The organism is Bradyrhizobium sp. LM2.9, from assembly GCF_054056555.1.
The window spans coordinates 6,369,435-6,394,294 of sequence record NZ_JBSRYJ010000002.1; the positions used below are offsets into that span (position 1 = coordinate 6,369,435).

Below are 24,860 nucleotides of genomic sequence, written 5' to 3' on the forward strand. Positions count from 1 at the left end.
TGGGTGTCATCGAGGCATGCTCTGATATCGAATGCGGATGCTCGCGCGCGAGCCGGTGGCAGAGAGCGCCGCTCGGCGCCACGTCGAGAGCCTGACTCAAAAGCCTAAATTTCTTGACAGCCCAAAGTCAGGCAGCCGCTACCGCCTCGCGTCGAGCGTTCCTACGCAATATCTCCGGTGGCACGCCGAAGGTCCGGAGGAACGCGCGACGCATGCGTTCGCGATCCGCAAAGCCCGTTTCCTGCGCCACGACGTTAACCGTGTGCCGTCCCTCTTCGATCATGAACCTGGCGGCCTCCAACCGAAGCCGCTCGACGGCTTTTGCCGGTGACTGGCCGGTCTCGCTCAGAAAGGCGCGGCTGAACTGGCGAGGGCTTAGGCTGGCGACCGCTGCTAGCTCGTTGATCGTGAGTGGGTTCCCCAGATTTTGACGGATGTGCGCCAGGACCAATTCGATGCGATCGGACTTCGGCGTCATATCGAGGAGTGCGGAATGCTGTTTTTGTCCACCCATCCGACGCTGGTTCATGACCAGAAGCCTGGCGACCATTTTCGCGGCTTCGGGACCGAGATCATTTTCGATCAACGCCAGTACGAGGTCGATCCCCGCGGTCATTCCCGCCGACGTCCAGACCGGACCATCGTTGATGAAGATCCGGTCCTCCTCCGCCCTAACATCCGGAAACCGAGCCCTGAAGCTAGCTGCATGGGCCCAGTGCATCGTCGCGCGTCGACCACTCAGAAGGCCCGCTTCAGCCAGTACAAACGCTCCGCTGCAGATCGAGGCGACCCGCCTCGACGCCTTGGCGGCTTCCTGCACGAACGCGATCGTAGTCGCATCGGAAGAAGGCATGTCCATCTCGGTGATCGAACCCACGATGACCGTGTCGAAGGCGGGATCTCCGAACGCCTCGGTTTCCAGCATCATTCCTGAGGAAGACCGAACCGGACCGCCATGTCTTGACAACAAATGGATGTCGTAGCGCTGGTCAGCCGGGGGCAGGTTCACGATCTCGAACGCCGTCAGCGCCGCAAGGCTCATCAACTGAAACTGTTGCGGCACGATGAAACCGACCCGATGCATTTTCGCTCCTGTGGCACGAATGGTGGCAAGAACGACCTACGTCAGCCCCGCCTTAATCGCTAGAGTCCGAGCAACAAATCTCGCACTGGCTCCTCGCCGCTAAGCGACCCCCATCAGCGCTTCCGTGAGGAAGAAAGGTAATGCATGTCTTCCGATCACGCCGCCTTCGTCGAGCATCGCATTTCTAGGGGCGAAGGAAAAGTCTACGCTCGGGATTATGCGGGTTCTGGCCCGGCCTTCGTGCTCATGCACGGCTTCCCTGACAACCTGCATATCTGGGATGACCTGATCCCGTTCCTGGTTGCCCGCGGCCGGCGCGTGGTGACGTTCGATTTCCTGGGCTTCGGCGCCTCGGACAAGCCCGCCGGCGCTGTCTATAGCTTTAAGCAGCAACTGAGCGACCTTGAAGCGGTCGTCGGGGGGCTGGGCCTGGGAAAGATCGTTCCGGTGGCTCACGATTCCTCCGGGATGGCGACGCTCAACTACGCGCTCGCCCATCCGGGAGGCGTCGACTCCGCGATCATGCTCAACTCGGCCTATAGCGAGGACTCCACGGTTCTTTGGCCCGAGATGATCACGCTCTTTGCGACTCGGAGCATGCAGGCCCTTGCAATAGCGATCGCCCAGAGCCCCGAACAGTTTGGCTGGCTGCTGAAATGGCAGCAGAAGAAATTCCTGGACTCCTTGCCTGAGGCGCAAAGACCCCATTTCAGCGCGTTCATCGGTCCGCTGATCAGCGACAACTTCGTCGCCCGACCCGGCGCCGGTCCTGCCTTCGTGCAGTTGGCGGCGGAATTCTTCGATGAACACGCCCGAAACGCCAAGCATCTGACCGCGCTCAAGACGCTCGATATTCCGGTCAAGCTGATCTGGGGGACAATACGATCCCTACTTCCCCGTCGCCATGGCCGAGCGGCGTCAATCTCAGCTCAAAAATGCGTCCCTCACCGTCATACCGGCGGGCCATTGGCTGCAGGCCGATGAGCCCGCGCAAGTAGCGAAGGCGATGCTGTCATGAGCCTGCGCGCGCTCGACAGGCTCACCGTTCGCGTACGCCGCTTGACCAAGCTCGCGCGCGCCGTTGGCCTCGTCACGGTACTGGCGGTGATCAGCCCGACGGCTTCGTTCGCTCAGTCAGCGCCACCATCATCGAGCCTCGACGTCCCGACGACCAAACTGCTCGCGATCGGCACCTTCACAGCCAAAGGGTTGCCGGAGCGGTGGAAGCCGCTCCTGCCTGCCGAAGTGCGCGACACGGTACGGCTCTATCTCGCTGGGAAAATCGACCAGTGGTACCTCAAGCAGGACCAGAGCGGCGTCGTCTTCATGATGAACGTCACCGATCCGAAGGAGGCTCTGGACCTGCTGGGCAAGTTTCCTTTCGGCCAGGCCGGGCTGATGGAGTTCCAGATCATCTCACTCGGCCCGATCGCCCCGCTCCGCGTGCTTCTGACCGATCCCGCTAAGTAATTCGCAGGCGGTCCTTACCAATAGATCGAAAGGAACATCGAATGTATGACCCTAAAAATCCGCGCGTCCACGCTGAAATATTGCCCGCGCTTGCCGCCGTCGTTGGTCCAACGACCAAGATCCTGGCAATCGGCTCCGTCACGGCGAAAGGCACGCCCGAGGCGATCGCGCCGGTCCTGCCCCGTGAGGTTCGCGCGACGGTTCGCAATCATCTCGCCGGCAAGATCGAGCAATGGTTCTTCCAGACCGAGGGCTACGGCGTGGTGTTCATCGTGAACGCCACCAGCACCGTAGAGGCGCACGAACTTCTGGAGAAACTTCCTCTCGGCGTGGCCGGCATGATGGAATTCGAGCTGATCGCTCTCGGGCCGCTCGCGCCTCTCGCCATGCTCATCGGCGAACCTCCGCGTTCGTAATGCGACCCGCGGGCCGAGAGAAATAGCAAAATGTCTGAAGTCAAGAACGCGCGCGTCCATGCTGAGATATTGCCCGCGCTCGCTGCGGTTGTCGCTCCGACAACCAAGATCCTGGCGATCGGCTCTGTCACTGCGAAGGGCACGGCCGAGGCGATCGCCTCGATCCGCCCCCACGAGGTTCGCGCGACGGTTCGTCATTATCTCGCCGGCAAGATCGAGCAGTGGTTCTCCCGGACGGAGGACCGCGGCGTCGTGTTCATCGTGAACGCCACCAGCACGGCAGAGGCGGACGAACTCCTGGAGAAGCTTCCACTGGGTGTGGCCGGAATGATGGAATTCGAGCTGATCGCGCTCGGGCCGCTTGCGCCGCTTGCGATGCTCATCGCGGAACCTCCGCGTTCGTAATGCGACCCGTGGGCCTCGTTGTGACCTTGGTAGCGCTCCAAGCTCTATCGTCCAACTGATCGAAGCCGACTTGGCATGGTGAGGCGCGTCGCGCGGACCAAAGGTTACATCAACAACCCGCCAAGGAGGACCCGTCACGATGCCTATTGTCAAAGCCGCAGCCGTGCAGATCAGTCCCGTTCTCTACAGCCGGGAAGGCACCGTTGGCAAAGTCGTCAAGAAGATTCTCGAGCTCGGGCGCCAAGGCGTCCAGTTCGCGACCTTCCCGGAAACGGTCATTCCCTACTACCCCTATTTTTCCTTCGTCGAAGCGCCCTACCTGATGGGCGCGGAGCACTACAAGTTGCTCGATCAGGCGGTGACCGTGCCGTCCGACGCCACCAAAGCTATAGGCGATGCCGCCAAGCAAGCCGGCATGGTCGTCTCGGTCGGCGTCAACGAACGTGATGGCGGCACGGTCTACAACGCGCAACTACTGTTCGATGCAGACGGCACACTCATCCAGCACCGTCGCAAGATTTCTCCGACCTATCACGAGCGCATGGTCTGGGGTCAGGGCGATGGCTCTGGCCTGCGCTGTGTCGACAGCGCCGTAGGACGCATCGGTCAGCTGGCCTGCTGGGAGCATTACAACCCTCTGGCCCGCTACGCCTTGATGGCTGACGGCGAGCAGATTCACTCGGCTATGTATCCTGGCTCGTTCGCGGGCGACGGTTTCTCCGAGCAAATTTCGGTCAATATCCGACAGCACGCACTGGAGGCCGGGTGTTTCGTGGTCTGTGCGACCGCCTGGCTGAACGCGGAGCAGCAAGCCCGGATCATGAAGGATACCGGCAGCAGCATCGAGCCGATCTCTAGCGGCTGCTTCACCGCGATCGTCTCTCCAGAGGGCGCATTGATGGGCGCGCCGCTGCGATCGGGCGAAGGCGAGGTCATCGCCGATCTAGATTTCTGGGTTATCGACAAGCGCAAGCGCCTGATGGACTCGCGCGGTCACTACAGCCGCCCGGAGCTGCTCAGCCTCCTGATCGACCGCAGGCCGAAGTCCCATGTGCATGAGCGCAGCGCGCATCCAGCGCTGGAGACCTGTCAAACCGGCCGATCGGCTGGAAGAAATCGGCTCGCGTCCGGCAATGGCAGCAATCCCATGACTTCACGCCGGCACCTCCTTCTCACTGGCGGTGGTCTCGTCGCCGCGCTCGGCCTCCCGAAAGCGGCGCTAGCGGACGCGACGAAGGTCGCCGAGCCGCCAGCCCACCAACCTGCTCACAAAGGATCAAAGCTCATGACGACCGCGACAATGAGAGACGGCGCGAAGATCTACTTCAAGGACTGGGGCGCCGGTCCGGTCGTGACCTTCTCCCATGGCTGGCCGCTCACCGCAGACGCCTGGGACGCCCAGATGCTGTTCCTGGCCAACCACGGCTACCGCGTCATCGCCCATGATCGACGCAGCCATGGTCGATCGGATCAAACGTGGACCGGCAACGACATGGACACTTATGCCGACGATCTCGCCACGCTGTTCGAGAAGCTCGACGTCAAGGACGTGACGATGATCGGCCACTCGACCGGTGGAGGCGAGGTGGCGCGCTATGTCGGCCGCCATGGCACATCACGTGTGTTGAAAGCAGTCCTGATTTCCGCGGTGCCTCCACACATGGCGCAGACGCCAACGAACCCCAACAGTGCGCCGATGAGCGTCTTCGACGGCCTGCGCTCAAGCGTGGTCGCCGATCGGGCGGGGTTCTTCAAGGAATTGGCGATGCCGTTCTTTGGCTATAACCGTCCCAACGCAAAGGTTTCGCAAGGCCAGATCGACTCTTTCTGGCTTCAGGGCATGATGGGGAGCCTCCAAGGCGAGTATGATTGTATCAAGGCCTTCTCCGAGACCGATTTCACGGATGATCTCAAGAAGATGACGATCCCAACTCTGCTGCTGCAAGGTAATGACGATCAGATCGTTCCTATCGACATCGCCTCCCGGCGTTCGGTGAAGATCCTGCCAAACGCGAGCCTGAAGGAATATGCCGGTGCTCCACATGGCATGTGCGTCACCCACGCCGATCAAGTGAACGCAGACCTGCTGGCCTTCCTCAAGGGATGACGGGGACGAAGTCCTCCTGCCGATCGACCGGCGGCAAGGCGGATACGTGCGCGGCAAGACATGGTCATTCTGAGTGAGGCGAAAGATGAGCAAGGCACGAAATGAACTTCCGATTCTCGTGACCGGGGCGGCTGGACGGATCGGCTCGGTGGGCCGCTCCGTGACGGAGCTGCTTCTCGCCCGTGGATTCCGGGTACGGGCGCAGGTTCGTGTGGACGACGAGCGGGCCACAAGGTTGCGCGCCCTCGGTGCAGAAGTCGTAGTTGGCGATCTGCTCGATCTTACGGCGGTACATCGGGCGATCGAGGGGTGCGAACGTCTCTGCTTCGCAATGTCAGTCGCGCCGACCTATCTCGAAGCGGCTGTCAACGTCGCCGTCGTCGCGAAGCACCACGGCGTCAAGACGTTCGTCAATCTCTCCCAGATGACCGTCAACGAGATGGACATCGTCAACACGACCCCCAGCCCACAGCAAAAGCAGCATTGGTTGGCGGAGCAGATATTGTCCTGGTCCGGGCTGCCAGTGGTGGAAGTACGACCAACGGCCTTCATGGAGGGGCTATTCCTTCAAACCGCGAAAACCGTCTCCATGCAGGACAAAATCATGGCGCCCTTTGGAAGGGGCAAGAACTCAGCCATCGCTGCAGCCGATGTCGCTCGGGTGATCGCCGAGATCTTGAGTGAGCCCACCGAGCATATCGGCCAAACCTACCATCTGACCGGCCCGGTTTCGCAGGACATGGACGCGGTCGCGCGCGAATTCTCGGCCGCGCTTGGCCGCACGATCACGTACGTTGACGTTCCGCCCGAGATGATGAAGGGGCAACTTGCCGACTTCGGGATGCCACCTCATGTTATCTCGCACGTCGTGACGATGGCCCAGCTCCATCGGGACAACCGGTACGATCGGTTCAGCAAGGATGTCGAAGGACTGACCGGCGTACCTCCGATGAGCGTTCGGGAGTTCGTGCAGAAGAACGCGCATGCGTTCGCACCGGTCGCGCCTTCGAGCGCGGCTGAATAAACGGCATCGTAGCAGGGGTACGGCTTCGCAAAAGAGCGTGGTCGTGAGGGCACGCAACCACCGATACCGACATTCACTTCAAGTCACGATCTGCCAAGATGGTCCCTCGGGGGGAACTCCTCGAGTTCCGAACGCAGTGTACCTGCAATCGCAATGACTTTTTCAGAGATTGCTTGCTCGTTCGAATGAGACCGAAGCGGAATTTCGGTTCAGACCCGCGAATCGCTCTGTAAGATAAAAGAGAAATGGCGCACCCGACACGATTCGAACGTGTGACCTTTGCCTTCGGAGGGCAACGCTCTATCCAGCTGAGCTACGGGTGCAGTGGGGTTCATTTAGCCGATTGACCGGGAGCGGGCAACCGCTTCCGCCGTCTCCAGCTAGGCTGATTTGCGGGCGATGCGGCCAGGAACCGGCAGGATGTCCCGGCCGAGGCCGGCGAATTCGGCGAGCAGCCGTTCGGCGCAGATGACGCGGTTGCGGCCGAGCCGTTTGGCCGCATAGAGCGCCTCGTCGGCCGCGCCCAGCAGCCGGTCGGGGCTGCCGTCGGTTTCGCCCGGAATGTGGCTGGCGACGCCGACGCTGAGGGTGACGTGGTCGCCGGCCCCGTCGGCGCCATGGGTGATCCGCAAGGCCATGACGGCGCAGCGGATCTCGTCGGCGATGACGCAGGCGCCGTCGCAATCCAGGTCCGGCAGGATCAGCGCGAATTCCTCGCCGCCATAGCGGCTGGCAAGATCGAGCGGGCGCACGGCATGGCGGCTGACGGCGGCAGCGACCGCGCGCAGGCATTCGTCGCCGCTCTGGTGGCCGTGGCGGTCGTTGAACAGCTTGAAATGATCGACGTCGACGAACAGCAGCGCCATCGGCTTCTGCGTCCGCTGGGCGCGGGCCCATTCGCTCAACAGCATCTGATCGAACGAGCGGCGGTTCGACAGGCCGGTCAGCCCGTCCTTGGTGGCAAGCTCCTTCAGCGCCATCTCGGCGCGCTTCTGGTCGGTGAGATCGCGCAGCGTCTCCACCACCGCGATCAGATGGCCGGCCTCGTCGTGAATCGGGCCGGCGTCGATGGCGAGATAGAGCTGGCTGCCGAGCTTCGGCATCACGCACCAGTTCTCGGCGCTGAAGCCGAGCCCGTTATGGCCGCGTGCGGCATATTCCGAATAGAACTCCGGCAGCTGTTCCGGGCGGTCGAGCGCGACGAGGTCTGCGAGGCAAGGGCGCTTGGTCTCGTAGAACGCTTGCCAGTGCTTATTGGTGCCGATCACCTCCGAGGCGGCCACTCCGGTCAGTCGCTCGCAGGCACGATTCCAGATCACGACGCGGCGCTTCGGGTCGATCACGAAAGTCGGCACCACCAGATGCTGCATCAGCCGCACGGCATAGGAATCCGCAACGTCGACGGTCTTGGGTGGAATTTTGGCTGGCTTCGCCATCAGGCCACCGCCGCCACCGGCAAGGCTTGGACCGGCAAGGCTTGGACCGGCAAGGCTTGGACCGGCAAGGCTTGGACCGGCAAGGCTTGGACCGGTAAGGCTTGGGGCAAGCCATCGCCCTGGCCGAACAGCTTTCGCACCTCGCTGGCCGGCTTCGGTTTGCTGAAAAGATAGCCCTGCATCTGCGTGCAGCCGAGCGCGCGCAGCATCTCGCGCTGCGCCTCGGTCTCGACGCCCTCGGCGACCGTGGTCATGTTGCTGGCGGCGGCGATGTTCACCACCGCCTGCACGATCACGGGCGCGCCGCTCGTCTCCGCGATATCAGCGACGAAGCAGCGGTCGATCTTGATCTTGTCGAACGGGAAGCGCTTGAGATAGCTGAGCGATGAGTAGCCGGTGCCGAAATCGTCGAGCGCGATGCGCACGCCGATCGCACGGAGCTGATGCAGGATCGAGAGCGCCGCCTCGTCGTCGCGGATCAGAACGGCCTCGGTGATTTCGAGCTCGAGCCGGGACGGGGCGAGCCCGGAAGCGGCAAGCGCGCCGGCGATCCGCAGCGCCAGCGTGTCGCATTTGAGCTGCACCGGCGAGACGTTGACCGCGACACGCACATGCGACGGCCAGGTTGCGGCCTCGTTGCAGGCCATGCGCAGCACCCAGTCGCCGAGCTCGTTGATCAGGCCGGTGTCCTCGGCGATCGGAATGAACTCCGCCGGCGACACCATGCCGCGCTCGGGATGCCGCCAGCGCAGCAGCGCCTCGCAGCCGGCGACCTCGTTGCTGCGCAGATCAACCAGCGGCTGATAATGAATATCGAAACCGCCGGTCACCAGGGCCTGGCGCAGATCCTGCTCCAGGCTCAGACGCGCCTTGGCGCTCGCATCCATCTCCGGCTCGAAGAAGCGGTGGGTGCGGCGTCCTTCGGCCTTGGCGCCGTACATCGCGAGATCGGCATTCTTGATGAGCTGGTCGAGATCGGTGCCGTCCTGCGGCGCCAGCGCGATGCCGATGCTGGCGTCGGTGGAGAGCTGATGACCGAAGCAGTGATAGGGCCGTCGGATCGCCTCGAAGATCCGCGTCACGAATGACACCACGTCGGCAGACGACTCGATCCCGGTCTGGATCACCGCGAATTCGTCACCGCCAAGCCGCGCGATCAGGTCGCCTTGTCCGAGGCAGCCGCGGATCCGGCCCGCGATCGCCTTCAACAACTCGTCGCCGACGTGATGGCCGAGCGAATCGTTGATGCCCTTGAATTCGTCGATGTCGATATAGAGCAACGCGAACTGACCGCCGCCGGCGACCTTCTCCAGCTCGTGTTCGATCTGGTCGCGGAACAGCACCCGGTTCGGCAGGTCGGTGAGCGCGTCGTAATGCGCCATATGCGCGATCTTCTCGTCGGCGCGCCGCCGTTCGGTGACATCCTCGACGACGTTGATGAGATAGCGCGGCTCGCCGGATTTATCGCGAATGCCGATCCGGGTTGAGGTGATGTAGCGGAGTCCCCTGGTCTGGCTTTGCCAGGGGTGCTCGCCCTTGAGCAACCCCTTGGTCTCCCGCAACGCCTTGCTGTCGTCGTCGGTAACGACCATGGCCGTGGCGTCCGGATACAAGTCGAAGGGAGTTTTGCCGACGATCTCTTCACTCGATTGGTTGAATTGCTCCTCGGCGGTCCGGTTGATCAGCAGATATTGCCGGGTGTGGGCATCCTTCACCGTGATCTGCGAGGGGATATGGTCGATGATCTCGCGCAGGAACATGTAGTTGCGGTCGCGTTCCTGCTCCAGGTTCCGCCGCTCGGTGATCTCCTCGATCGTGGCCACCCATCCGCCCTGCGCGAGCGGTGTATTGATGACCTGGAAAGCGCGGCCGTTGGGCAGCTCGTGGATCCTGGTGGAAACCGTGCCTTCGGCCACGACCCTCATGACGTCGGCGCAAAACGCCTCGACATCGCCGTCGAACGCGCCGCGTTCCTTGCGATGGTCCATCGCCTGATGGATGTGGCAGCCGGGTTTGATGACGTCCGAAGACAGGCCGAACATGTCGGCGTAGCGGCGGTTGCAGGTGACGATGTATCCGGCAGCGTCGTACAGGATCAGCCCTTGCGACATGTTGTTCAGGGCCGTGTCGAGCCGCCCGCGCTCCGCTTCCAGCCGTTGCTGCGCCTCGCGGTTTTGTTGGTTGATCTGTCGAACGATCAGGAACAGGATCAGCGCGATCACCGTGGCCGAAAGCCCGGCCGTGGTGACCATGAAGCCGGTCTGCTGCCGCCAATCGGCCAACGCGGCGCTCGTGGTATTGGTCGCGACGATAACCAGCGGGAAATGCGACAGTGACGCCCCCGAGCCGAGGCGGTCCTCGCCGTTGATCGGACCTTTGACGCGCAGGGTGTGCCGGCCGCCGTCGGTCAGCATTTTGCGCATCAATGGCGCATCCTTGAAGTTCTTGCCGATCAGGTCTTCGACATGCGGGTAGCGCGCCAGCATCTTGCCTTCGCGGTCGAACAGCGAAATGGCCGCGCCTTCGCCGAGCGCCACGGAAGCAAAATAGCGATGATAATTGTCGGGATCGATCCGGCGCACCAGGACGCCGAGGAAAGTGCCGTCCGGCATGTTCAGACGTCGCGCGACGACCGTGGTCCATTTGCCGATGACGTAGCTGCGCACGGATTCCAGCAGCACCGGCTCGGATCGCGGGTCCGACTTGAAAGTCTGGAAATAGGCGCGGGCAGCGATGTTGATCGTGGGCAGCGGCTGGGCGCGCGACCAATTGACGATCTCACCCTCCGCATCGTAGATGACGATGTCGCCGAGGTAGGACACCGCGCTGATCTTGCTGCGCAGCATCTGGTTGGCGGCAGGCCCCGACATCCGCTCGCGGAACATCGCGGGTGAGGTGATTTCCGGCAGGTTCATCTGCCCGATCACATCGGCTGCGACGACGTCGGAATCTTCGAATTGCTGATCAAAGTGCCGCGCGATCAGCTGCACCGTGTTTTCCAGCTCGCGCTCGCGATTGGCCAGGGTTCGTTCGCGAAATTCGCCGACCGCCATGGCGGTCACGGCGAAGATCCCAGCGACCAGCAACACGCCGCACAGGGTCAGCCACAGCACTGGTCCGCGGCGAATCGCTGCCTCCCAGCCGTTCTTCACGGCTAGGGACATTCCTGCTGCGACCCCTGATAAGACCTGGCGCATTCCCCCTCCCTGGAGGGACAGGAATACGCCGCACAAATGGCGCAAAGCTTAGGAAAGCCAGTTACCTAAGCATTAATCGCGTTGCGCGATCCCAGTCGTGTTCAGCAAGCCGCTGCGCTGCATCACTAACCGCGCGTTAATGCGAGGTATCAGCGCTCTTGTCGCCACCGCCATTGCGCAGCCGCCCGACCACGCCGGTCGGAAAAAAGTAGACGCTGGCGATGAAGAGCAGCCCAAGCCACAGCAGCCAGCGGTCGGGATGCAACAGCCCCGGCAGCAGCGGCAGGCCGGCTTCCGACGCCGCCTTGGAAGCGACGCCAACATCAGCGACTGCAGATAGTTCTGGGCAAGGATGAAAATGGTGGCGCCGATGATCGCGCCGTAGATCGTGCCCATGCCGCCGATCACCACCATCAGGAGGATGTCCAGCATGATCGAGAAGCTGAGCGAGGTATCGGGGCCGGCATAGCGCAGCCACAGTGCATTGAGGATGCCGGCGCCGGCGGCCACCAGTGCGGCGAGGCAGTTGGCGTAGGTCAGGTGGAAGACGGTGCGGAAGCCGAGCGCTTCGGCGCGGAAACGGTTTTCGCGGATCGCCTGCAACACGCGCCCGAACGGCGAGTTCACCACCCGCAGCAAAGCGAGGATCATCACCGCCGAGACGGCGAACAGCAGATAATAGGTCAGGATGCGGCCGTTGACCTCGAAGCCGAGCACGTTCCTGGAGATCAGCACCGTGCCGGGGCGCAGCAGCTCCGGCAGCTGAAAGCTGCGGCCGTCCTCGCCGCCGGTCAGCCAGGACAGCTGCGAGGCCAGCACCTGGAAGGCGGACGCGACCGCGAGCGTGATCATGGCAAAGAAGATCGCGGCGACCCGCAGCGAGAACAGTCCGATCGCAAGCGCAAGCAGCGCGGCAAGCGGCAGGCCGACGACGATGCCGGTTGCAACCGCGGCCCAATTCGGGCCCATCCCATACAGTGCGATCGCGATCGCGTAGCTGCCGATCCCGTAGAACATGGTGTGTGCGAACGACACCGAGCCGGTATAGCCGAGCAGCAAATCGTAGGAGGCGACCAGCGCAGCGAAGACGCAGATCTTGGCCGCGACGTTCAACGCCTTCGCCCCGGGGAACAGGAACGGCGTCGCCACCAGCGCCAGGATAATGAGGACGAGAACGAGCGTGAGGACGCGGCTACGCGGCGGATCGCCCGAGAGGATCATCATCGGCTGGTCACCGCATAGAGGCCGCGCGGCCGCCACATCAGAATGGCGACCATCAGCAGGATGTTGGAGACGAGAGCGAGTTTTGGCAGCAGGAAGCCGCCGTAATTGGCGACCATCGCCACCAGGATCGCGCCGATGAAGCAGCCGCCGATCGAGCCGAGGCCGCCGATGATGACGACGATGAAGATCAAGACGGTGAGGTCGTCGCTCATGGAGGCGTGCACCTGCTCGCGATACAGAGCCCACATCACGCCGCCGAGGCCGGCCAGCGCCGATCCCGTCATGAACACGCCGAGGAACAGACGGCGGATGCGATAGCCGAGCGCCTCGACCATCTCGCGGTTCTCGACGCCGGCGCGGATCAGAAGTCCGAGCTTGGTCCGGTTGAGCACGAGCTGGATCGCGATGAAGACGGCGAGGCCGATCAGCATCGCCAGCACGCGGTATTTGGCGATCGCGACGTCGCCGAAAATGAAGGAGCCGCGCAGCGAGGTCGGCAGCGGCGTCGGGATGATCTGCGGCCCCCACACCGCATAGAGCGTCTGCTCGGCGACGATCAGGCCGCCCGTCGTCATCAGGATCTGCTTTAGATGCTGGCCGTAGACGGGCAGGATCAGCACCCGCTCGACGATCAGGCCGAGCGCGCCGGAGACCGCCATCGACAGCAATGCCGCCGGCGCCAGCACCGCGAGGTTCATCCACAGCGAATCCGCCTGAAGGGAGGCCGCGAACGGCGCCAGCACCAGGGTCGCGACATAGGCGCCGACCGCGATGAAGGCGCCATGGCCGAAATTGAGCACGTCCATCAGGCCGAACACGAGCGTGAGGCCGGAGGCCATGATGAAGATCATCATGCCCATGGCGAGGCTCGCGGCCGTCAGCGTCAGCCAGGTGCTGGGGGAGCCGATCAGCGGGATCATCACGAGGGCGACCGCGATCGGCAGCAGGATCGGCGCGATGTCGCGCTTCGGCTTCGGCAGCGGATCGGTTGCCGCGAGTTCAGTCACTGATGCGCCTCCAAGCTCAGGCCGAGCAGTCGTTCCTGGAGCGGCACGTCGGAGGCCAAGGCCGCCATCTCGCCGCGATGAACGATGGTGCCGTTGTCCATCACCAGCACGTTGTCGCCGAGCTCGCGGGCGGCAAAGAAATTCTGCTCGACCATCAGGATGGTGGCGCCCTTGCGCTTGATCTCCTTCAGGCACTCGATCAGCGCCATCACGATCGCGGGTGCCAGCCCCTTGGTCGGCTCGTCGATCAGCAAGAGCTTGCGCGGTTCGACGATGGCGCGGGCAATCGACAACATCTGCTTCTGTCCACCCGAGAGACTCCCCGCGCGCGACAGCCAGAACCGGCGCAGCGCCGGGAAGAAACCAAAAATCCAGTCGAGCTGGGCGTCGTCCAGCGGTCCGTCGCGCGCCGCCAGCACCAGATTTTCCTTCACCGTGAGGTCAGAAAACACCGCCATGCTCTCCGGCACGTAGCCGATGCCGAGCCGCGCGATGTCGGGCGTCGCACGGCTCTCGATGCGTTCGCCGGCGAGGCTGATCTCGCCGGAAGAAGCCTGCCAGAGGCCCATGATGGTGCGCAGCGTCGTGGTCTTGCCGGCGCCGTTGCGGCCGAGCAGCATCGTGGTCTGCCCCTGCGCGACGGCGAGATCGATGCCCTGGAGAATATGATAGCGGCCGATATGGGTGTGTACGCCGGAGAGCTGGAGCAGGTCGGTCATGCCGCGCTCCCCGCAGCTTTCTCCCCTGCAGCTTTCCTGGGTGCGACGCCCAGATAAGCCTCCTGCACGATCGGTGAGGCGATCACCTCGGCCGGTGGCCCGTCGGCAACAAGTTGCCCGTTATGCAGCACGATGATGCGGTCGGCGAGCGAGCGGACGACGTCCATCTTGTGCTCGACGAGGAGAATGATCTTGCTTTTATCCTGCTTGAGCTGCGCGATCAGGTTCAACACCACCGGCACCTCGTCGATGCTCATGCCTGCGGTTGGCTCGTCGAACATGAACACCTTCGGCTCCAGCGCAATCATCAGCGCAACCTCGAGCTTGCGCTGATCGCCATGCGACAGTGCGGTCGCGGCCACGCCGCGGCGGCCGCCGAGCGCGACCTGATCCAGAATCGCATCAGCGCGGGCGATCAGCTCACGGCGGACCGTCCAGGGCCGCAGCATGTCGTAATGCGTGCCGTCGGCGGCCTGCACGGCGAGGCGGACGTTTTCCTCCACCGAGAGGTTCGGAAACAGATTGGTGAGCTGGAAGGCGCGCCCCAGGCCTGCGCGCGTCCGCATCGGCGCCGAGTGCCGGGTGATGTCGGTACCGTCGAACAGGATGCTGCCGGTTGATGCGCGAAGCTGTCCGGAGATCAGGTTGAAATAGGTGGTCTTGCCGGCGCCGTTCGGGCCGACGATCGCGGTGAGTTCGCCGGGGCGGAAGCTGCAGGTGACGCTGTTGACTGCGACATGACCGCCGAAGCGGATGGTCAGGTCGCGGGTTTCGAGGGTCGGCGTCATTGGTCTGGCAAATGATGAGAGGAGGAAACGATCCGCGGTCGCGGTGCGCTCCCTCCCCCGCTTGCGGAGGAGGGCTGGGGAGAGGGTGCCTCCTCAGGCGAGAACCCACAAGAGGACAGAGCCCTCTCCCGGCCTCTCCCGCAAGCGGGAGAGGTGAAGCAAGACAACTCAGCGCTTGTTGCGGATCGGAACGTCCATGTCCTCGATCTTCAGCTCGCGCACTGGCTCGAGCACGGCCCAGGCGACGTTCGGATCGACCTTGACCTTGAAGTGATACATGCTCTGGAGCGCTTGATGGTCTTCCTTGCGGAACATCATCTTGCCCTTCGGCGTGTCGAACTCCAGCCCTTCCATCGCGGTAATCAGCTTCTCGGTGTCGGTCGACTTCGCCTTGGTCACGGCGGCGACGACGGACATCGCGGCGGCGAAGCCACCCGCGGTGAAGAAGTCCGGCGGCGACTTGAAACGCTTCTGGTGCTCGGCGACGAACCAGTCGTTCACCGGGTTCTTCGGAATCTCATAGAAATAATAAGTGGCGCCTTCCATGCCGGGCAGGCCCTTGTAGGCCGCGAGCGCCGGCAGGATGTTGCCGCCGGTGGACAGTTCGATGCCGTAGCGCTTCGGGTCCATGTCCTGGAGCTTTGCCAGAGGATTGCCGGCGCCGGCCCAGATCACCCAGATCACCTTGCGGCCCGGCTTGTCCTTCAGCGCGTCGAACAGGCGCTGGCCAACCGCGGTGAAGTCGGTGGTCGAGGTCGGGGCATATTCTTCGGCGGCCAGCGTCGCGCCGGTCTTGGCGAGCGCCTCCTTGAAGGCGGCGACGCCGTCGCGGCCGAACGCGTAGTCCTGCGCCAGCGTCGCCACGGTGACGCCCTGCTTGCCGATCGCGACCGCGTTGGAGATCGCGTCCTGCGACGAGTTACGCGCGGTGCGGAAGATGTAGCGATTCCACTTCTCGCCGGTAATCTGATCCGCGACCGCGGGCTCGACGATCAGGATCTTCTTGTTCTCCTCGGCGACAGGCAGGATCGCGAGTGCCGCGGCCGACGAGGTCGTGCCGATCGCGATGTCCACCTTGTCGTCCTGATAGGCTTCCGCGAGCGCCGCCTTGGAGAGATCGGGCTTGCCCTGGTCGTCCTTGGTGATGACGACGATCTTCCGGCCGTCGAGCGTCATGGTGCCCTTGGTGGCGTATTCAAAGCCCATCTGCAGGCCGGTCTCGGTCTGCTTGGCGTAGGCTTCGAGCGGGCCGGTCTTGCCGTAGATCAGCGCGATCTTGAGATCGTCGGCCTGTGCGCAGGTGCTCGCGGCGAAGGCGAGAATGGCTGTTGTTGTGATGAGTGAACGACGCACGATGGTCCCTCCTGATTTAACGTTTCTCGGTCATAGCGATTTGCACAACGGTGCGAACATTGCAATTACAGCTTACGGCCGCCTTGCGCGGGAGCGCGTGTGACACTGTGTTGACGCGTGCGTGGCGTCTTGCCTCTGCCGAAGAAATCGGCAGCGCCGGACCTGCCGGTGCGCTGATGTCACCTCGGATCGGGCTGAGCATGCTTTGCAAAGCAAGGGTGTGGACGGCGGAGCGGTTACCGCCGATAGCCGCTCGCGCGCGAATAGCCTTGGCGGTTCTGCTGCGTCGGCCGGCTTGCGACGTTCGCCCGGGCCTCGCTGGAGACGGGCGTTGCGAGCTTCAGCTCCTCCAGGAAGATCGGCCGGGCGAAATAATAGCCCTGCGCGTAGCGGATCTTGGTTGCAGCCTGGAGATAGGCGAGCTCCTCGTAGGATTCGATGCCTTCGGCGATCACGGTCATCCCGAGCGCTTCGCTCAAGGATTCGATCGCACGCAGGATGCCCTGGTTGCGCGGGCGCTTGTGAATGTCGGTGATGAAAGAACGGTCGATCTTGATCTCGTCGGCGGTGATGTCGGCGAGCGCAGAGAGCGAGGAATAGCCGGTGCCGAAATCGTCGATCGAGATGCCGACACCGAGCTTGCGGAACATCGGCAGGATTTCAGCCTGGAAATGATTCTTGGCGACGAAGGCGTCTTCCGTCACCTCGATCATGAAACGCTGCGGAAAGCCGGTGTCGTCGAGCGCCTGCGCAAAGCTGCGCATGAATTCGGGGTTGCCGGCCTGCTTGGCCGCGACGTTGATGCTGATGGTTGCTTCCGCGCCAAACGTCTCGTTGATCAGGTCGATCGATTTGACGATTTCGGCGAGCACGAGATGGGTCAGCTCGTCGATCAATCCGAGTTCGCCGGCAAGATTGATGAACGAGCCGGGTGCCTGGATCACACCTTCGTCGTCGCGCAGCCGCACCAGGGCCTCGATGCCCTTCACGTCCTGCGTGCGGATGTCGACCTTGGACTGGAAGGCGCAGCAGAAGCGCTTCTCCAGGATGGCCTGCCGCAGCGACTGCTCGATCTTCATCCGCGCCAACGCCTCGCGCTCCATGCTGGAGTCGAAGAAGGCCGCCGATCCCTTGCCGTCATTCTTGATGCGGTACATCGCGATGTCGGCGTTCTGACGCAGCGTCTCGAAGCTGCTTCCGTGATCGGGATAGAGGCTGATGCCGACGGAGGTGGAGGCGAAGACTTCCGAATTGTCGATGAAGAACGGCGCCGTCAGCCGCTCCAGCGTCGACTGCATGAATTCGGCGACTTCCTCCTGGCTCTGGATCGGCGACAGCAGCAGCAGGAATTCGTCGCCGGAGATGCGCGACAGCATGTCCGAATCGCGCAAGTCGCGCCCGAGCCGCTTCGACAGCTCGGCCAGCAGGGCATCGCCGACGGCGTGGCCGTAATAATCGTTGATGTGCTTGAAATTGTCGACGTCGAGAAAGGCGAGCGCAAAGCGCTCGCCGGCGCGACCCTGCGCGAGCAGGCTGGTGGCGCGATGTTCGATCACGCGCCGCGAAGGCAGGCCGGTCAGCTCGTCGAAATACGCCGAGCGGAACAGCTGGTCCTCGAAATTCTTCTGCTCGGTGATGTCGGAGGAGGCCGAGATCAGCAGTTCGCGTCCGTCGAGGCGGATCGGACGATGGGTGGTGAGCAGCACCTGGCGTGCGGCTCCGTCGTGGAGCGCTTCCTCGGCGACGACCGGCTGGCCGGAGCTCAGGGCCCGCTGGCAAGCTTCCCGGCGCGACGTGAGATTGGGTGAGGGACGGCTGCCGTCCATGCCGAGCTGGGCGGCTGCGACATCGTTGACCAGGAGAAATTCGCCTTGCTCGTCCTGCACGGTCAGGCCGGCAGGCAGCATTCTAACGATTTCCTTGAGGAATCCCAGTTCGGCTTCACTCGCGCCGGAATATTTGTTGTCGTTCATAGAAGTCATGAATCTTGTTGTTTCAGCGCGCATTTGCAATGGCGCGATCTTGCGCAGTTCCCTCTTAAGTTTGGTTAAGGGGTCCGGAGAAATACGGGGGTGTTTTGCGGCGATGCGACGCGCGCAGCCCATCGTCATTAACAGCGGGTCAACGCGCCCAGCGAAACCGCGCGCGATCGGCTTTCGTTTGCGCTGTGTCTAACCGCTTTTGGGGATGCGGCATTGCATGGTGCAATGAAGTCCGGTCCTGAGATAGAAGACCTCGGACTTGCCGTCGAAGGCCGACAGTGCCGACTTCAACAGCTTGGTGCCGAAACCGGGCTCGGAGACCTTGTCCACGCTCGGGCCCTCCGTTTCATCCCAGGTGACGGTCAGACGGTCGTCGCTGACTGTCCATGACACCTGCAGCAATCCGCGCGGCGCGGAGAACGCGCCATATTTGCCTGCGTTGGTGGCGAGCTCGTGAAACATCAATGACAGGGTGACCGCGAGCTTCGGCGGCAGGAACAGCCGGTCGCCGTTGAGGGAGAAGCGGACATGGCCGTAAGGGCCGAGCTCGGAGATCAGGAGGTCGCGAATGTCGCAGCCGGCCTTGTCGATCCGCGAGATCAAATCATCGGTCGCGGCAAGCGACCGCAGCCGCGGATCAATCCGGGCCCAGATTTGCGGCTGATCATGCAGCACCTGATGCAGCACGGCATGCACCGTCGACAGCTTGTTCTTCAGCCGATGCTGGAGCTCGTCGACCAGCAGCTTGCGGTAGTCTTCTTCCTCGATCAGGCGTCTGGAAATCCGGCGCTGCTCGACGAGGAGCGAGCGATAGTGCTCGACGCCCCAGATGGTCAGCGCGCAGACCGCCCAATAGAGCGCCAGCAGGGCAAATCGCGAGGGATCGGCCAAGGCATCGCCGAAATTCACGACCACGCCGAGCACGCCGCCGACCAGCGCCGTGATGACGCCGATGCGGAAGCCGCCGAACGCGGCCGCAAAGAACACGGCCGGGAAATACGGCGTGAAATAGACGTCGGGCCGCATATGGGCGAGAGCCCAGCGCGCCAGCGTCGCAACCAGCAGGCAGGTGACCGCAAACGCAAGGCTCAAGCCGAGCGATGGCGGTGCCGCGCCCCGCCAGCCCTTGCGGAATTCGTCGATCAGCTTCCCCATGCGCAGTCCGGTTGCGATATGCGTGCGACAATCGAGCGGTCGCCGGGAATGTTACGCATGCCGCCGGCGCAAGCAAAGCTTGCCTTGTCGGAAGCCGGCAGGAATAGTGCCTGCTGCGGCGCCGAGTGTCGCGGCGCCGGGATCGATCGGTGTCCGCCATTTGGCGTCAGGAGGTTCGAAAACAGGGACATTCCATGGGCAGGCTGGATGGCAAGGTCGCGGTGATCACGGGCGCGACGAGCGGGATCGGGTTGCGGACTGCGGAAGTCTTCGTTGCCGAAGGTGCCAAAATTGTGATCGCGGGCCGGCGTATACCGGAAGGCGAGGCGCTGGCGAAGCAGCTCGGGGCGGCTTGCGTCTTCCGCCAGACGGATGTGACGGCCGAAGCGCAGATGCAGGCGCTGATCGGGCTCGCGGTGGACAAATTCGGCCGCATCGACTGCCTGTTCAACAATGCTGGCGGCCCGGCGCAGACCGGTGGCGTCGAAGCCCTCGAGGTCGAGCGCTTCGACGCGGCGATGGCGACCTTGGTGCGCAGCGTCATGCTCGGCATGAAGCACGCCGCGCCCCACATGAAGAAGCAGGGTTTTGGCAGCATCATCAACAACGGCAGCATCGCTGGCCGTCTCGCCGGTTTCTCGTCCTCGATGGTCTATGGTGCGGCCAAGGCGGCGGTGATCCATCTCACCAAATGCGTGGCGATGGAACTCGGCGAGTCCAACGTGCGCGTCAACTCAATCTCGCCGGGCGCCATCGCGACCGGCATTTTCGGCAAGGCGCTCGGGCTTTCGACCGATGCGGCGGAGAAGACGCCGGCGGTAATGCGCGAGGTCTACAAGACCGCGCAGCCGATCCCGCGCGCCGGCCTTCCTGATGACATCGCTCATGCCGCGGTGTTCCTGGCCAGCGACGAATCCAGCTTCATCAACGGACATGACCTCGTCATTGACGGCGCGATGACCGGCGGCCGCAACTGGACTCAGCAGCAGCAGGGCTACGTGGCCCTGCGCAAGGCGTTCGATCAGGGGGCCGGGTAGTTTTCGTCATTGCGAGGAGCGAAGCGACGAAGCAATCCAGGCTGCTTCCGCGGAGGCAGTCTGGATTGCTTCGCTTCGCTCGCAATGACGGTTGGGGCGGTCACACCGCCTTCACCCTTACCCGCAACCCATCCCGCGGCTTCGGGATCGGCCACATCTGCCAGTCCGGCTTGTAGCCTGGCTCCAGCGACACCTCGATGTTCTGCAAGAAGTGCCGCGCGAAGCATTTCGCCTGCATGTAGGCGAAGTGCAGGCCGAGACACATATGCGCGCCGCCCCCGAACGGCACCCAGGCGAAGCGGTGACGGTTGCGTTGCGCCTCCTCGGTGAAGCGAGAAGGATCGAAGCGATCCGGCTCCGGCCAGATGTCCTTCATGTGGTGGGTGTAAAGCGGGTTAACGCCGATCGCTGTGCCGGCCGGAATCGTAAAGCCCTTGAAGGTGAAATCGCGCATCGCGCGGCGCGGCATCGAGGGCACCGGCGGCCTGATCCGCAGCGCTTCCTTGAAGGCCATCTCCGACAGCGGCATCTTTTCGAGATCGTCGAAGCTGCTTGGCGCATCGGGCGCGAGCCCCAGCGCCATAATTTCCGCGCGCAGTTTGTCCTGCCAGTCGGGGTTTGCCGCGAGCTCGCCGACGAACGACGTCAGCGACGATGTCAACGTGTCGTGCGCCGCCATCATCAGGAAGCTCATGTGGTCGATGATGTCCTGTTCCGAGAGCAGCGCGCCGTCCTCGTGGGTTGCGCGGCAGAGCTGCGAGAACAGATCATCGCCGCCGTGGTTGCCGCGTCGCAGCGGAATCTGCTCCCGGAAATAGCCGACGATGCGCTTGCGGCCCCTGACACCGGCCGCCATCTGCGTGCCGGGCAGCGGCCGGCGGATCGGAGCGACGGCGGCGGCGACCATGTCGACGAAGGCGCGGTTGACCTCGTCGACCTCCGGCCCGATATCGGCGCCGAGAAAGGACGCCGCGGCGAGATCGAGCGTGAGCTGCTTCATCGCCGGATAAAGCTGCATCTCGCCGGGCTTGGCCTTCCACTGCGCGACGCGCGCGGCGATGCCGCGGTCGAGATCGCCCAGATACGACTTCATCGGCCCGGACTTGAACGCGACCGACAGCGCCTTGCGGTGCAGCCGGTGCTCGTCGAAATCCAGCAGCATCAGGCCGCGCGGAAATAGCAGGCCAAGCACCTTGTTCCAGCCGTGGGTCGATGAGAACAGCTTTTGCTGGTCGAACAGCACGAGCTCGTTGGCCTCGGGGCCAAGCAGCACGACATTGGTCTCGCCGAAAAAATGCGTGCGATAGACCGGGCCGTATTTGGCGCCGTTCGCCTCGATATGCCCCTTGGGGTCGGCGAGCACCTGGAAGGTCTTGCCGATGATCGGCCAGCCTTCGTCGCCGGGGATGTGTGTCAGCTCGTTGCGCTTGGGCGGAGTGAAGCCGAGCGCAGGGGCGGCCACATTCTGCATCGACATGACGATTGCTCCGGTTGGCTAGACCCGGCCAGCATAGCACAGTCCGGCTACGATGACTCTGCGCTTACCGCTTTGCCGCTTCCTTCTGCAAATCCGGCGCGTTGACGGCCGGAATCGCAACGCGGCCGGCGCCGGTCACCTTCAACGCTTCGGCGGCCTTCTCATTCTGCATGATCTTGGCCATCACGGCCTGTCCCGCTCGTTCGAAGATCGCGCGGTTCTCGATCACGAATTTTTGCGATTTACGCAAGCCGTCGATATAGCCGTTGATCTCCGGCACCACGTAGCGCGCGACAAGGTCCCAGCTCCGGCGCGTGTTCTCCGGATTGGCCCAATCGTGCACGAAGCCGATGACAGCGCCGACACCGCCGGACACCTGCATCACATTCTTGATCATCTTGACGAGATCGTCGGGCGTGCCGATGACGGAGGCCGCGCCCTCGACGAAGGCGGTCTTGTCCACGGCCTCGTCGGGTGAGGCGAACGCGGTCAGGCCCGGCCGCTGCAGCGTGCCGACGTTATATTCATTGTGCCAGCGCAGCAGGCCGGGGCCGGCCTCGCGGCGAGCCTGCTCGCGCGTCTCGGCGACGTGCCAGGTCAGCAGCACGCGCCAGTTCGCGCGATCGACTGTGGTGCCGTGCTTCTGGGCGGCATCCTCGGCGAACTGCCATTGCTGCTGCAGCGACATCAAACCCTGCGTCGTCATCGAACCCAGCGAGATGATGCCGATGCCGTATTTGCCGGCGAGCGTCATGCCGGAAGGCGAGATCTGCGAGGCCACCACGAACGGCATCTCCTCCTGCAGCGGCAGGAGCTGCAGCGCGGCGTCGTTCATGGTGAACCAATCGCTCTTGGCGGTGACACGCTCGCCGTTGAAGAGGCGGCGGATCACCCCTATCGCCTCGTCCTGACGGTCGCGCTGCGTCATCGGATCGATGCCGAGCGTATGTGCGTCGGAGGCGAGCGCGCCGGGCCCGGAGCCGAAAATGGCGCGGCCGCCGGTCATGTGGTCGAGCTGCACCATGCGCTGCGCGACGTTGTAGGGATGGTGATAGGGCAGCGACACCACGCCGGTGCCGAGAGCTTGATCCGCTTGGTGCGCTCGCCGGCCGCGGCCAAAAACATCTCGGGCGAGGCGATCATCTCCCAGCCGGAAGAGTGATGCTCGCCGCACCAGAACTCGTCATAGCCGAGGCTGTCCAACTGCTCGACCAGGTCGAGATCGCGCCGGAACTGGAGCATCGGATGCTCACCGATCGGGTGATGCGGGGCAAGGAAGGCTCCGAACTTCAGGCGCGCCATGGCGTTCTCTCCGGCTTTGATTTTTTGTTTGTTTGTGGCGCGAAGCTACGTGCTGGAGACAGCGAAGGCAATCGTGCGATGTCCCGCGCGACGGAATGCAGGCATGCGATGGAGCTGCCCCTTCTCCTCTCTCCGGGGAAGAAGTGAGACCTCGCGATTCCTACCTCGGAGGTAATCGCGCGGATGACGCCGATCTGGGAGCATCGACGCGGTGAAATCCGAAGGGTTCGCGCGTCGATGCATCAAACCGTCACAAAGCAGATCGATTCGTCGCGCCGCTGGTGGGTGCTGGCGATCGTCGTGGCCGCTCAGTTCATGTTCGGCGTCGATGCCTTCATCGTGAACGTTGCCATCCCCACGATAGCTGTCGATCTGCACGCAACGCCGGCGCAGATCGAATCCGTCGTCGCTATCTACTTGATCGCTTATGCCACGCTGGTCGTCACCGGCGGCCGGCTCGGCGACATCCACGGCACCAAAAACGTCTTTCTGGCCGGCCTGCTCGGCTTCACCCTGACGTCGCTGTGGTGCGGCCTCGCGCTGTCAGGCGCTGAGCTGATCATCGCCCGGCTGGCGCAGGGTGCGACCGCCGCGCTGATGGTGCCGCAGGTGCTGGCGACGCTGCATCTGCTGTTCGCGGATGAACAGCGCAACCGCGCCTTCGCCATCTACGGCATCGTGCTCGGGCTCGCGGGCGCCGCCGGCTTCCTGCTCGGCGGGCTCCTGATCACGATCGATCTCGCCGGCACCGGCTGGCGCTCGGTGTTCTTCGTCAATGTACCCTGCGGTCTCGTCATCGCGGCTGCGGCCTGGCGCATCATGCCCTCGGTGCCGCGTCGCGCCGGCACGCGGCTCGATATCACGGGCAGTATCGTTCTGTTCGCTGGATTGCTGTGCCTGATCGGACCGCTGCTGTTCGGCCACGATGTCGGCTGGGCGCCGTGGTTGTGGGCGGTGATGGCGATCGGCGCCGTGATTCTCCTCGCCTTCCCGAAACTGGAGCATGCCGTGGCACGCGCCGGTGGCATGCCGCTGATTGATCTGACCTTGCTGGCGGACGCCGCCTTCCTGCGCGGCCTCGGCGCGGCGTTCTTTTTCTTCTTTGCAAATCTCTCGTTCTACCTGGTCATGACGCTGTTCATGCAGCGGGGACTGAAAATCCCCCCACTCGCGGCCGGCACGGCCTTCATTCCGCTCGCGCTCGCTTTCGTCGTGGCCTCGCGCCACAGCAGCGCACGCGCGCGACATCGCTACTCCAAAGTCTTGATCGAGGGATGCGCGCTTCAGATCGCGGGCCTCGTCGCGCTTGCGCTTGTCGTGCTTTATGACGACACGCCGTCGGCGCTCCTGCTCGCGCTCACCATGATCATCTTCGGCTACGGCCAGGGTTTGGTGATGGCGCCGCTCTCGGGCGCGGTGCTTTCGACAGTCAAACCGGCCGCGGCAGGCTCGGCGTCCGGCATGTACGGCACGACAGCGCAGATCGGAAATGCGGCCGGAGTGGCCGCAATCGGCGCGGTGTTCTTCGCCGTCGAAGCGCTGCAATCAGCGCGCGCAGGACTTCTCGTCTCGCTCGTGCTGTTTGTGACGTTAATCATGATCTGTGCCGCATTCCTGGCGTGGATGCGCCGCGTCTCTGCACGAAGTTGAGGCATCGCGGTTAATACGTGCGGATTT

At 63.4% G+C, this 24,860-nt stretch carries 19 protein-coding genes, 1 tRNA gene and 3 pseudogenes; 10 read left to right on the plus strand and 13 right to left on the minus strand.

Annotated features, from left to right (window positions below):
• Nucleotides 1-127 precede the first annotated feature (127 nt).
• Nucleotides 128-1,084: a GlxA family transcriptional regulator gene (locus tag ACVWW3_RS32775; RefSeq protein WP_456651915.1), complete on the minus strand. Its 957-nt coding sequence runs from the start codon at nucleotides 1,082-1,084 to the stop codon at nucleotides 128-130.
• A 144-nt stretch (nucleotides 1,085-1,228) separates the two neighbouring features.
• Between ACVWW3_RS32775 and ACVWW3_RS32780 the strand changes: the two genes are divergently transcribed.
• The 7 genes and pseudogenes from ACVWW3_RS32780 to ACVWW3_RS32810 all read left to right on the plus strand — a co-directional run bounded on the left by ACVWW3_RS32780 (nucleotide 1,229) and on the right by ACVWW3_RS32810 (nucleotide 6,506).
• A complete protein-coding gene (locus ACVWW3_RS32780) occupies nucleotides 1,229-2,068 on the plus strand; it encodes an alpha/beta hydrolase (RefSeq protein ID WP_456672266.1) in 840 nt (279 codons plus the stop codon).
• 30 nt (nucleotides 2,069-2,098) lie between these two features.
• On the plus strand, nucleotides 2,099-2,554 hold the full coding sequence (locus ACVWW3_RS32785) for a hypothetical protein (protein WP_456651913.1): 456 nt from the start codon (nucleotides 2,099-2,101) through the stop codon (nucleotides 2,552-2,554).
• A gap of 41 nt (nucleotides 2,555-2,595) precedes the next feature.
• On the plus strand, nucleotides 2,596-2,970 hold the full coding sequence (locus ACVWW3_RS32790; RefSeq protein ID WP_456651912.1) for a hypothetical protein: 375 nt from the start codon (nucleotides 2,596-2,598) through the stop codon (nucleotides 2,968-2,970).
• A 30-nt stretch (nucleotides 2,971-3,000) separates the two neighbouring features.
• Nucleotides 3,001-3,375, plus strand: coding sequence for a hypothetical protein (locus tag ACVWW3_RS32795; protein WP_456651911.1), 375 nt, complete (start codon nucleotides 3,001-3,003; stop codon nucleotides 3,373-3,375).
• A gap of 139 nt (nucleotides 3,376-3,514) precedes the next feature.
• Nucleotides 3,515-4,459 (plus strand): annotated as a pseudogene (locus tag ACVWW3_RS32800) (nitrilase-related carbon-nitrogen hydrolase); the annotation flags it as partial.
• Between the two features lie 201 nt (nucleotides 4,460-4,660).
• A complete protein-coding gene (locus ACVWW3_RS32805) occupies nucleotides 4,661-5,482 on the plus strand; it encodes an alpha/beta fold hydrolase (RefSeq protein ID WP_456651909.1) in 822 nt (273 codons plus the stop codon).
• 85 nt (nucleotides 5,483-5,567) lie between these two features.
• Complete coding sequence (locus ACVWW3_RS32810) at nucleotides 5,568-6,506, plus strand: NmrA family NAD(P)-binding protein (RefSeq protein WP_456651908.1); 939 nt, start codon at nucleotides 5,568-5,570, stop codon at nucleotides 6,504-6,506.
• Between the two features lie 246 nt (nucleotides 6,507-6,752).
• On the opposite strand, the gene ACVWW3_RS32815 is transcribed toward ACVWW3_RS32810, so the two are convergent.
• The 10 genes and pseudogenes from ACVWW3_RS32815 to ACVWW3_RS32860 all read right to left on the minus strand — a co-directional run bounded on the left by ACVWW3_RS32815 (nucleotide 6,753) and on the right by ACVWW3_RS32860 (nucleotide 19,367).
• Nucleotides 6,753-6,829, minus strand: a tRNA-Arg gene (locus ACVWW3_RS32815).
• Nucleotides 6,830-6,886: 57 nt separating this feature from the next.
• Nucleotides 6,887-7,942, minus strand: coding sequence for a sensor domain-containing diguanylate cyclase (locus ACVWW3_RS32820; RefSeq protein WP_456651907.1), 1,056 nt, complete (start codon nucleotides 7,940-7,942; stop codon nucleotides 6,887-6,889).
• On the minus strand, nucleotides 7,942-11,139 hold the full coding sequence (locus ACVWW3_RS32825) for a bifunctional diguanylate cyclase/phosphodiesterase (RefSeq protein ID WP_456672267.1): 3,198 nt from the start codon (nucleotides 11,137-11,139) through the stop codon (nucleotides 7,942-7,944). Before ACVWW3_RS32825 ends, ACVWW3_RS32820 begins: the two co-directional genes overlap by 1 nt.
• A gap of 136 nt (nucleotides 11,140-11,275) precedes the next feature.
• Nucleotides 11,276-12,363: pseudogene (locus ACVWW3_RS32830) on the minus strand (branched-chain amino acid ABC transporter permease).
• On the minus strand, nucleotides 12,360-13,370 hold the full coding sequence (locus tag ACVWW3_RS32835) for a branched-chain amino acid ABC transporter permease (protein WP_247351609.1): 1,011 nt from the start codon (nucleotides 13,368-13,370) through the stop codon (nucleotides 12,360-12,362). The pseudogene ACVWW3_RS32830 and the gene ACVWW3_RS32835 overlap by 4 nt, the downstream one beginning before the upstream one ends.
• Nucleotides 13,367-14,089 (minus strand): ABC transporter ATP-binding protein, encoded by a 723-nt coding sequence (locus ACVWW3_RS32840; RefSeq protein ID WP_456651906.1) that lies wholly within the window; start codon nucleotides 14,087-14,089, stop codon nucleotides 13,367-13,369. Before ACVWW3_RS32840 ends, ACVWW3_RS32835 begins: the two co-directional genes overlap by 4 nt.
• The gene (locus ACVWW3_RS32845) at nucleotides 14,086-14,877 is read right to left on the minus strand and encodes an ABC transporter ATP-binding protein (RefSeq protein WP_354103352.1); all 792 of its coding nucleotides are present in this window, start codon (nucleotides 14,875-14,877) and stop codon (nucleotides 14,086-14,088) included. The genes ACVWW3_RS32840 and ACVWW3_RS32845 overlap by 4 nt, the downstream gene beginning before the upstream one ends.
• Nucleotides 14,878-15,045: 168 nt before the next feature.
• Nucleotides 15,046-16,230, minus strand: coding sequence for a substrate-binding domain-containing protein (locus ACVWW3_RS32850; protein WP_456651905.1), 1,185 nt, complete (start codon nucleotides 16,228-16,230; stop codon nucleotides 15,046-15,048).
• Nucleotides 16,231-16,466: 236 nt separating this feature from the next.
• Nucleotides 16,467-18,203 (minus strand): putative bifunctional diguanylate cyclase/phosphodiesterase, encoded by a 1,737-nt coding sequence (locus tag ACVWW3_RS32855; RefSeq protein ID WP_456651904.1) that lies wholly within the window; start codon nucleotides 18,201-18,203, stop codon nucleotides 16,467-16,469.
• 198 nt (nucleotides 18,204-18,401) lie between these two features.
• Complete coding sequence (locus ACVWW3_RS32860; RefSeq protein ID WP_247442051.1) at nucleotides 18,402-19,367, minus strand: sensor histidine kinase; 966 nt, start codon at nucleotides 19,365-19,367, stop codon at nucleotides 18,402-18,404.
• A gap of 194 nt (nucleotides 19,368-19,561) precedes the next feature.
• On the opposite strand from ACVWW3_RS32860, the gene ACVWW3_RS32865 reads away from it, so the two are divergent.
• Nucleotides 19,562-20,404: an SDR family NAD(P)-dependent oxidoreductase gene (locus tag ACVWW3_RS32865; protein WP_456651903.1), complete on the plus strand. Its 843-nt coding sequence runs from the start codon at nucleotides 19,562-19,564 to the stop codon at nucleotides 20,402-20,404.
• 100 nt (nucleotides 20,405-20,504) lie between these two features.
• Here the strand turns inward: ACVWW3_RS32865 and ACVWW3_RS32870 are convergent, their stop codons facing one another.
• Nucleotides 20,505-21,881: a cytochrome P450 gene (locus ACVWW3_RS32870; RefSeq protein WP_456651902.1), complete on the minus strand. Its 1,377-nt coding sequence runs from the start codon at nucleotides 21,879-21,881 to the stop codon at nucleotides 20,505-20,507.
• A gap of 64 nt (nucleotides 21,882-21,945) precedes the next feature.
• Nucleotides 21,946-23,123, minus strand: a pseudogene (locus ACVWW3_RS32875) (LLM class flavin-dependent oxidoreductase).
• Here ACVWW3_RS32875 and ACVWW3_RS32880 point away from each other — a divergent pair.
• Together ACVWW3_RS32880 and ACVWW3_RS32885 are read left to right on the plus strand one after the other, a co-directional pair.
• Complete coding sequence (locus tag ACVWW3_RS32880; protein WP_456672470.1) at nucleotides 23,043-23,330, plus strand: hypothetical protein; 288 nt, start codon at nucleotides 23,043-23,045, stop codon at nucleotides 23,328-23,330. The pseudogene ACVWW3_RS32875 and the gene ACVWW3_RS32880 overlap by 81 nt on opposite strands.
• A 90-nt stretch (nucleotides 23,331-23,420) precedes the next feature.
• Entirely contained in the window at nucleotides 23,421-24,833 is a 1,413-nt protein-coding gene (locus tag ACVWW3_RS32885) for an MFS transporter (protein ID WP_456651900.1), read from the plus strand.
• Nucleotides 24,834-24,860: the final 27 nt, after the last annotated feature.

What these genes read in the sequence shown, in the direction of transcription:
- ACVWW3_RS32775 (WP_456651915.1), bottom strand. Translation starts at nt 1,084, where the DNA reads ATGCATCGGGTCGGTTTCATCGTGCCGCAACAGTTTCAGTTGATGAGC.
- ACVWW3_RS32780 (WP_456672266.1), top strand. Translation starts at nt 1,229, where the DNA reads ATGTCTTCCGATCACGCCGCCTTCGTCGAGCATCGCATTTCTAGGGGC.
- ACVWW3_RS32785 (WP_456651913.1), top strand. Translation starts at nt 2,099, where the DNA reads ATGAGCCTGCGCGCGCTCGACAGGCTCACCGTTCGCGTACGCCGCTTG.
- ACVWW3_RS32790 (WP_456651912.1), top strand. Translation starts at nt 2,596, where the DNA reads ATGTATGACCCTAAAAATCCGCGCGTCCACGCTGAAATATTGCCCGCG.
- ACVWW3_RS32795 (WP_456651911.1), top strand. Translation starts at nt 3,001, where the DNA reads ATGTCTGAAGTCAAGAACGCGCGCGTCCATGCTGAGATATTGCCCGCG.
- ACVWW3_RS32805 (WP_456651909.1), top strand. Translation starts at nt 4,661, where the DNA reads ATGACGACCGCGACAATGAGAGACGGCGCGAAGATCTACTTCAAGGAC.
- ACVWW3_RS32810 (WP_456651908.1), top strand. Translation starts at nt 5,568, where the DNA reads ATGAGCAAGGCACGAAATGAACTTCCGATTCTCGTGACCGGGGCGGCT.
- ACVWW3_RS32820 (WP_456651907.1), bottom strand. Translation starts at nt 7,942, where the DNA reads ATGGCGAAGCCAGCCAAAATTCCACCCAAGACCGTCGACGTTGCGGAT.
- ACVWW3_RS32825 (WP_456672267.1), bottom strand. Translation starts at nt 11,139, where the DNA reads ATGCGCCAGGTCTTATCAGGGGTCGCAGCAGGAATGTCCCTAGCCGTG.
- ACVWW3_RS32840 (WP_456651906.1), bottom strand. Translation starts at nt 14,089, where the DNA reads ATGACCGACCTGCTCCAGCTCTCCGGCGTACACACCCATATCGGCCGC.
- ACVWW3_RS32845 (WP_354103352.1), bottom strand. Translation starts at nt 14,877, where the DNA reads ATGACGCCGACCCTCGAAACCCGCGACCTGACCATCCGCTTCGGCGGT.
- ACVWW3_RS32855 (WP_456651904.1), bottom strand. Translation starts at nt 18,203, where the DNA reads ATGAACGACAACAAATATTCCGGCGCGAGTGAAGCCGAACTGGGATTC.
- ACVWW3_RS32860 (WP_247442051.1), bottom strand. Translation starts at nt 19,367, where the DNA reads ATGGGGAAGCTGATCGACGAATTCCGCAAGGGCTGGCGGGGCGCGGCA.
- ACVWW3_RS32865 (WP_456651903.1), top strand. Translation starts at nt 19,562, where the DNA reads ATGGGCAGGCTGGATGGCAAGGTCGCGGTGATCACGGGCGCGACGAGC.
- ACVWW3_RS32870 (WP_456651902.1), bottom strand. Translation starts at nt 21,881, where the DNA reads ATGTCGATGCAGAATGTGGCCGCCCCTGCGCTCGGCTTCACTCCGCCC.
- ACVWW3_RS32880 (WP_456672470.1), top strand. Translation starts at nt 23,043, where the DNA reads ATGCTCGCCGCACCAGAACTCGTCATAGCCGAGGCTGTCCAACTGCTC.
- ACVWW3_RS32885 (WP_456651900.1), top strand. Translation starts at nt 23,421, where the DNA reads ATGCATCAAACCGTCACAAAGCAGATCGATTCGTCGCGCCGCTGGTGG.